At 65.0% G+C, this 6,628-nt stretch carries 7 protein-coding genes; 3 read left to right on the plus strand and 4 right to left on the minus strand.

Going from position 1 to position 6,628, the window contains the following annotated elements; all coding sequences use genetic code 11:
- Nucleotides 1–18: 18 nt before the first annotated feature.
- Both AC4D2O_RS18960 and AC4D2O_RS18965 read right to left on the minus strand, forming a co-directional pair.
- Nucleotides 19–1,374 (minus strand): hypothetical protein, encoded by a 1,356-nt coding sequence (locus tag AC4D2O_RS18960; protein WP_490908957.1) that lies wholly within the window; start codon nt 1,372–1,374, stop codon nt 19–21.
- Complete coding sequence (locus tag AC4D2O_RS18965) at nt 1,371–2,114, minus strand: ABC transporter ATP-binding protein (protein WP_490908958.1); 744 nt, start codon at nt 2,112–2,114, stop codon at nt 1,371–1,373. The genes AC4D2O_RS18960 and AC4D2O_RS18965 overlap by 4 nt, the downstream gene beginning before the upstream one ends.
- Before the next feature lie 123 nt (nt 2,115–2,237).
- On the opposite strand from AC4D2O_RS18965, the gene AC4D2O_RS18970 reads away from it, so the two are divergent.
- Nucleotides 2,238–3,542, plus strand: coding sequence for a sensor histidine kinase (locus AC4D2O_RS18970; RefSeq protein ID WP_490908959.1), 1,305 nt, complete (start codon nt 2,238–2,240; stop codon nt 3,540–3,542).
- Nucleotides 3,539–4,204 carry a response regulator transcription factor gene (locus AC4D2O_RS18975; protein WP_490908961.1) on the plus strand — a complete coding sequence of 222 codons (666 nt, stop codon included), beginning with the start codon at nt 3,539–3,541 and terminating at the stop codon, nt 4,202–4,204. The genes AC4D2O_RS18970 and AC4D2O_RS18975 overlap by 4 nt, the downstream gene beginning before the upstream one ends.
- A 278-nt stretch (nt 4,205–4,482) precedes the next feature.
- On the opposite strand, the gene AC4D2O_RS18980 is transcribed toward AC4D2O_RS18975, so the two are convergent.
- Together AC4D2O_RS18980 and AC4D2O_RS18985 are read right to left on the minus strand one after the other, a co-directional pair.
- Nucleotides 4,483–5,439, minus strand: a complete 957-nt coding sequence (locus tag AC4D2O_RS18980; protein ID WP_490908962.1) for an SDR family NAD(P)-dependent oxidoreductase — start codon at nt 5,437–5,439, stop codon at nt 4,483–4,485.
- Nucleotides 5,439–6,053: a type 1 glutamine amidotransferase domain-containing protein gene (locus AC4D2O_RS18985; protein ID WP_490908963.1), complete on the minus strand. Its 615-nt coding sequence runs from the start codon at nt 6,051–6,053 to the stop codon at nt 5,439–5,441. The genes AC4D2O_RS18980 and AC4D2O_RS18985 overlap by 1 nt, the downstream gene beginning before the upstream one ends.
- 71 nt (nt 6,054–6,124) lie before the next feature.
- On the opposite strand from AC4D2O_RS18985, the gene AC4D2O_RS18990 reads away from it, so the two are divergent.
- A complete protein-coding gene (locus tag AC4D2O_RS18990) occupies nt 6,125–6,472 on the plus strand; it encodes an ArsR/SmtB family transcription factor (protein ID WP_490908964.1) in 348 nt (115 codons plus the stop codon).
- The last annotated feature ends 156 nt before the right edge of the window (nt 6,473–6,628 follow it).

A 6,628-nucleotide genomic window follows, 5' to 3' on the forward strand; every position in this document is an offset into this window, starting at 1 on the left:
GGGTGAAGCGTGGATTGATTATTCTGCGGCGAGGACCTGCGTGATTCCCCTGCGGGATGCGGCGAGAGCGGGAACGAGACTTGCGGCGAGGATGATGACGAGGCCGCTACCGGCTGCTGTTGCGCCCGCTGCGACGCCGAACCCGGGGAGGGTGCCTGGAGCGATGCTGGACAGCGACCATGCCTGACCGATGCCCGTGACGACCAGGATCATGGCTGCGATGATCGTTGCGGTGCCGACATGCATGAGTGCTTCCCAGGTCGCGCGGCTCAGGACGACGCCCTGGGTCCCGCCGGCGGATCGGACGAGAGCGGCTTCGCGTTCCCGTGCCCGGCCGGCCATGTAGACGGTGGCCGCAGCCCCCACGAGGGAGACAAGGAGTGCTCCGCCAAGCATGAGGAGGAAGCTTTGCGGCGCCAGAGCACTTCGTCCGACGCCGGTGAGCGCGTTGACGGCGTTGCCGTAGGTGAGGAATCCGGTGTACAGGCTGCCGGGCAAGGCAATCGAGACGAGGAGCGCACTGACGGTAGAGGAGCTTCGCGTGATGTCGTAGTCGGCTGTATTGCGTGCAAGGAACCAGGATGGTGATGCGCTGTCAGGGATGATGCTGGTCCAGGTCCTCAGGACCCGCGGGAACAGGACCGGACCGGCGGCTGTCGCTGCGGCGGTGAACATCGGACCGATGAGGAGGATCTGCGTTCCGCCGTCGCTCAGGGAACCGCGACCCAGACTCACTGTCATGCTGACGGCGATGGCCATCGTCACCATGATCATGACCCACCGCACCCAGGTCATCCTCGCCTCACCCATGGTGGGATCGCGCAGAATTTCGATGGCCCGGACCCGTCCCGCTCGGCGGGAAGCGCCGAGACCGCTGAACCACACGATGACGACGACGCTGAGAACCACCCAGAACGCCCCGGCGATGCTGAATCCGCCGGTGACTTCCGTCAGGCCTTCGGAGTCACTGAGCCCGAACTCGAGGAAAGCGGGAACGAAGGGTGCCGCGATGAGGCAGCCGAGGGAGGCCCCGAGTGCGGCGACGAGGACGAGTTGCGTGCCGACGATGACGACGATCGTCCGCGATGAGATGCCCACGAGCTGCCAGAGAGCGTAGCCGCGTCGTTGCAGCGCGACCGTCAGACGGGTCACGCTGCTCAGGACGACCACAGCCGAGATGATGGTGAAGAGGATCAGTGCTGAGCCGAGGACCGACAGGGCCGCAGCCTGGAGGAAGCCGAGCCCGATCCCGGTTTCGATGAGACCCGCAGCTGCGCTGCCGGCGACTGCGGTCGCAGCGGCGACACACAGCGCGCCGATCCAGATACGGGCGTTGAGGACGAGGTCATTGAGCAGCAGGCGCAGCATGGTCATGCCTTCTGCGAAGCTGCGGTCAGGGATGCGAGCACGTCCTGCACACTGGGGTGGATGAGCTCCTCATGAATCAGCCCGTCGCGCAGGACGAGGACACGGTCGGCCTGTGCCGCCGCTTCGAGGTCGTGGGTCACCATGACGACCGACCGCTCGCCCGCGGCCAGATCGCGCAGCAGACGCAGTATTTCCGTGGTGGTCGTCGTATCGAGGGCGCCGGTCGGCTCGTCGGCGAAGACGAGCCTGGGGCTGGCTGCGAGCACACGCGCGATCGCCACACGCTGCTGCTGCCCTCCCGAGAGGGATCCCGGCCGATGGTGCGCACGATCGGACAGGCCGACCGCAGCCAGAGCGCGATCGATGTCCGTCTCGCTGACCTGTCGGTGCGCGAGACTCGCCGGCAGTGCGACGTTCTGTCGCGCGGTGAGTGAAGGGATCAGGTTGAAGGCCTGGAAGATGAAGCCGATCAGATCCCGACGTAAGGCCGCCAGGGACCGAGGTGGAAGTTGGGCGAGTTCGTTGCCCTGGATCTGCACGGAGCCGCCCGTATACGGCTCCAGGCCTGACAGGCAGTACAGCAAGGTCGACTTGCCGGAACCGCTCGGGCCAACGATCGCTACGAATTCACCGCTCCGAACGGTGAGTGAGATCCCGCGCAGGACGGGAAGTGGCGCTCCGCTGTCGGGGGAGGCAAAGGATTTGGTGAGGTCGTGCGCTTCGATCAAGGGCATGGGCGATGTCATGAGTACATTCCAGCGGAAAGGGCCAACGGCGTCACTGGTGCCAGGTCCACCATGACGGTAGAGCCTGCACTACTTTTGTCCCGACCTTCGGCACGGAGGGCGGTCACTGCATAGTCTCAGGACATGCATCCTGTTGTGAGTGCGTCGGCGTGGACTGCTCTGCGCCGCCCGCCATGGAAACTGCTCGCCTCGTCGCTGCCGTGGCGCTCCGGTGCCTATCTGGTCACGACTGTACTGATCGGGTTGGTGGGGTTGGCCCCGCTGATGGCCACCTGGTTCGCCGCTCCCCTCTGGGCGATCTCACTGGCACGCCTGGAACGGCTTCGCGTCGTTGTCCTTGGTACTGCGCCGATACCGGAACCACCCGCAGGCACGGCAGGGGCTCGCGTAGGCCGGCTGGCGCGGCGGTTACGTGAGCCCGTGACCTGGCGCGAAGTCGCCTACCTTGCGGTGTTCATCGTCTTCACTGCCATGAGCTTCGTGTTGATCGTGACCGGTGCGACAGCCATCATGGTCGGCGCCACCACGGTACTGGGAATCGAGCCTGATGCGGAGAACCTCGTGGCGCAATCGGTTGCCTCCCTCGGCGCTCCGGCGGTGGTGGTGGTCAGCGTTGTCCTCATCGTGCTCCTCGTTTTCTCATACCTCACGACGGCACTGGCTCTACTCCAGTCCTTTGTCGCTCACGTCCTCCTCTCCGAGCAGTCCGAGGCACTCGCCCGCCGAGTCTCAGACCTGACCTACTCCAGGCGTACCCTCCTGGAGGGATTCGACATCGAACGCAGGAGGATCGAACGTGACCTGCACGACGGCGCCCAGCAGCAGCTGGTCACACTGGGCCTGCGCCTGGCCCTGCTGGAGATCGAGCTCGATGACCTGGCCGGCCGTGGCAGTGATGTTTCGGCGGCTCGAAGGGCGCTTTCTGCCGCCCAGGACGACGTCGATGCGGCGGTGACCGCCCTGCGGGAGAGCATCCGGGCTATCCACCCGCGCGTGCTCGTCGATCACGGTATCGCGGCTGCCGTGCACGAACTGGCCAGCCGACTGCCGGTCCCGGTGACCGTCGATATCAATCTCCCACGGCGTCCGGACTCCAACCTCGAGGCGGCCCTGTACTTCATCACCAGTGAGGCACTGACCAACGCCGTCCGACATGCGAGGGCACACAAGGTCACCGTCAGGGGTGGGCAGGAGGGAAGCAGCCTGTGGCTGGACATCATCGATGACGGCATCGGGGGAGCCGACCCCCGTACAGGGACCGGACTTGCCGGTCTGCGTGACCGCGCGGAGGTGCTCGGCGGACAGCTGACCCTCCGCAGCCCGCCCGGTGGACCGACGGTCCTGCATCTCTCGGTCCCCGTGCTCCCGATTCCCGACCTCACGGAACGGACACCGCCGGGTGTCGGCAGTGATAGCAATAGTGCATGAGGATCGTCATCGCCGAGGACTCGGCACTACTCCGTGAGGGCCTGGTCGTCCTGCTGGAACGAGTAGGACACGAGATCGTCGGCACGGCTGCCGACGCACCGGAGCTCCTGACCGCGGTCGAGCGCGCCATGGCCTCAGGAAGCCCGCCGGATCTGGTCATCACGGATGTACGTATGCCACCAGCGCACACCGATGACGGGTTACGGGCCGCACTGGACATCCGCCGCCGTCACCCCGATGTGCCCGTCATGGTTCTCTCGCAGTACGTCGCGGACGCCTACGTCCATGACCTGATCGAGGACGCGCGCGGAGGAGTCGGGTACCTCCTTAAAGACCGCGTCGGCAAAGTGGCCTCGTTCCTGCGATCCATCGAGACGGTCGCCGACGGTGGCGTCGTCGTGGACCCGGAGGTCGTCCGCCATCTGTCGGGCCGACGCCGCGCGGTCAGCCCCGTGGACCGCCTCACCGAGAGGGAGCGGACGGTGCTCGGGCTGATGGCGGAAGGGGAATCGAACACAACCATCGCCCATAGGCTTCATCTGTCGGAAGCGGCCGTAGCCAAGCACGTCGGCAACATCTTCGCCAAGCTCGACCTACCTCCGCATGACACGAACCGGCGCGTACGAGCCGTCCTGACCTACCTGCGTGAATCCACGCCCTGACAGAACGCTCCTGCAGGCGTCGCATGTGGCCTCGCTGTTCCACGACGCCGGTACCGTGCCGGACCATGACGGTCCCTCCCGGTTCGAGATCGAAGGAAAGGACGCGGCAGCAGCCTTCCTCACCCACCCTCCTCCTGGCCAGGTGTGCTGCTGCAGGCGCACGAGGCCGGCCTCGATAGGACCGGCCTCAATCCGGCCTTCTGATCAGCATCCTGCCGCGCTTGATCTCCAGGTGCGGCAGGAAGCAGTCCCTATCGCCCGGCAGCAGGCTCGTCGTCCTACTGGAGGGCTGTCGTTCCCAGATCCCACAGGCGTTCGGCAGCTTCCGCGTCGAGGGCATGCTGCGCCACACCGCTGGAGCGACCTACCCCATCGGCGACCGTCTCGGCTTCCTGGTTGTCCTCGAAGTAGCGTCCGCTGATGCCTTCGAGTGCCGGGTGCGCGGCCAGGAGGACCGACGTCGCAGCTCCCTGGGACGTCGTCTTGAAGTGCGCGCCTTCGATGCGCTTGCCCTGCTCGTCCATGGCACCCATGGCTCGAAGGGTCGCATCGTCAAGATGGCGCTGCAGGTTCGTCGTGATCCACCCGGGCATCACCGCATTGGACGTGATGCCGTCACCGCTCCAGCGCTGCGTGATCCCCACTGCGAGAAGGACATCGGCTGTCTTGGACTGCGCGTAGGCACCCCAGCGGTCGTACTCCCTGCGGTCATACTGCGGATCCTGAAAATTCAGTGCCGAGCGCAGATGGGCAGTGGAGCTGATGGTGACAACGCGTCCGGCATCAGCGGCCCGAAGATGCGGGTGCAGCCCCACGGCAAGGGCGAAGTGCCCCAGGTAGTTCGTGGCAAGTTGAAGCTCCCACCCCTCCGGGCTGAGATTGCGTTGTGGCAGGGCCATGATCCCGGCATTGGCCACCAGACCATCGATCGGCCCCTCCCACGATCGGGCGAAAGCCGCGATGGAACGCATATCAGCGAGGTCCAGGGACACAGCATGTACCGGGCCGCTACCAGGACTCCCTTCCAGATCAGCAACGAGAGCGTCGGCAGAGGCGGGGTTGCGGGTAGCGATCGTCACGCCGGCGCCTGCCTGGGCAAGGGCGCGCACGGTCTCCGCGCCGATCCCGGACGCCCCGCCGGTCACTACATAGGTGCGGCCCGACAGGTCGATTCCCGCGAGAACGTCCGCGGCCGTGGCACGGGCATCGAAGGGAGTTGTCATCAGGTCGCCCATCACAGGGCCTCTGCTGTCGTCGGTGCATGTTCGATGGCGGACCGGCCCAACCGCTCCAAGATGCGAGCAAGCTCCAAGGGCATGTCCCCGGGTTTGCGCGAGGTGACGAACTGGCCGTCCTCGACGACCGGCTCATCGACGTACTTTCCACCGGCCGCTGTGATCTCCGGGGCGACGTCCCGCCAGGCTGTCATCCTTCGGCCCTGCACCAATCCTGCCGTGACGAGTACCTGAGGGCCGTGGCAGACAGCTCCGATCAACCGTCCCGTTCCAGCGAAACGCTGCACGAAATCGATGGAGGCCTCGCTCCCCCGCACCTCCGCCGGAGCCAGCCCCCCGGGAATGAAGAGGACGTCATAGTCTCCGGCGTGTGCATCTGCGACTGACGTGATTCCCGTCCTGAGAGCAAGCCCTTTGTATCCGGTCACGTCTGCTCCTGCAGGGGTGAGGACATCGACGTCGTAGCCCTCCTCCACAAAGCGGTAGTAAGGGTAGAAGAACTCGACGTCCTCGACGTCGTCAGCTGTAAGTATGGCGATTCGGCCCACCGGGCTCCGCTCGTCACGGATGGCAGCACGATTGTCTGCAATCTGTGGGTTCGAGGTGACTCGCATCAAAAACTCCTCACATCTTTGGATTGTTTGACATGCGTCAAACGTTCTGATGATGACCTATAGTATGACACATGTCAAACAATGAAGGGTTCGGCCCATCGGGGGCCTTTCCGGAACCATCCATCGACCGGATCGAGCTGATCGCCGTCCTGAAAGCTCTTGCCGATCCGGTTCGACTTCACATCGTGCAGCGCCTGGGGGATGAGCAGTACCACTCCTGCAGCGTTCAGGAATACGGGCTGGACATCCATAAGTCCACTCTGTCCCACCATTTCAGGACCCTGCGGGAAGCGGGAGTCACATCCACGGCAGTGAAGGGGCGTGAACACGCGGTCAAGCTCCGCAAGGAGGAGTTGGATCGTCGGTTCCCGGGCGTCCTGTCCAGCATCCTGCTCGCGCACAGGGCTGTGAGTAATTGACCCCTCTCGAGCAGGGCGCCCTGGATCCATGGGCCTGTGCCAGAAGAATCAGACCCTACTGAGCGACCGAAGGGGGCGCTGGAGCTGGTCGTGTCGATCTTCCACCGCTCCGACCATCAATCCACCGGACCGGTGGACGAAAGCATCCCCGAACTC

Source organism: Arthrobacter sp. TJ-238, from assembly GCF_058269215.1.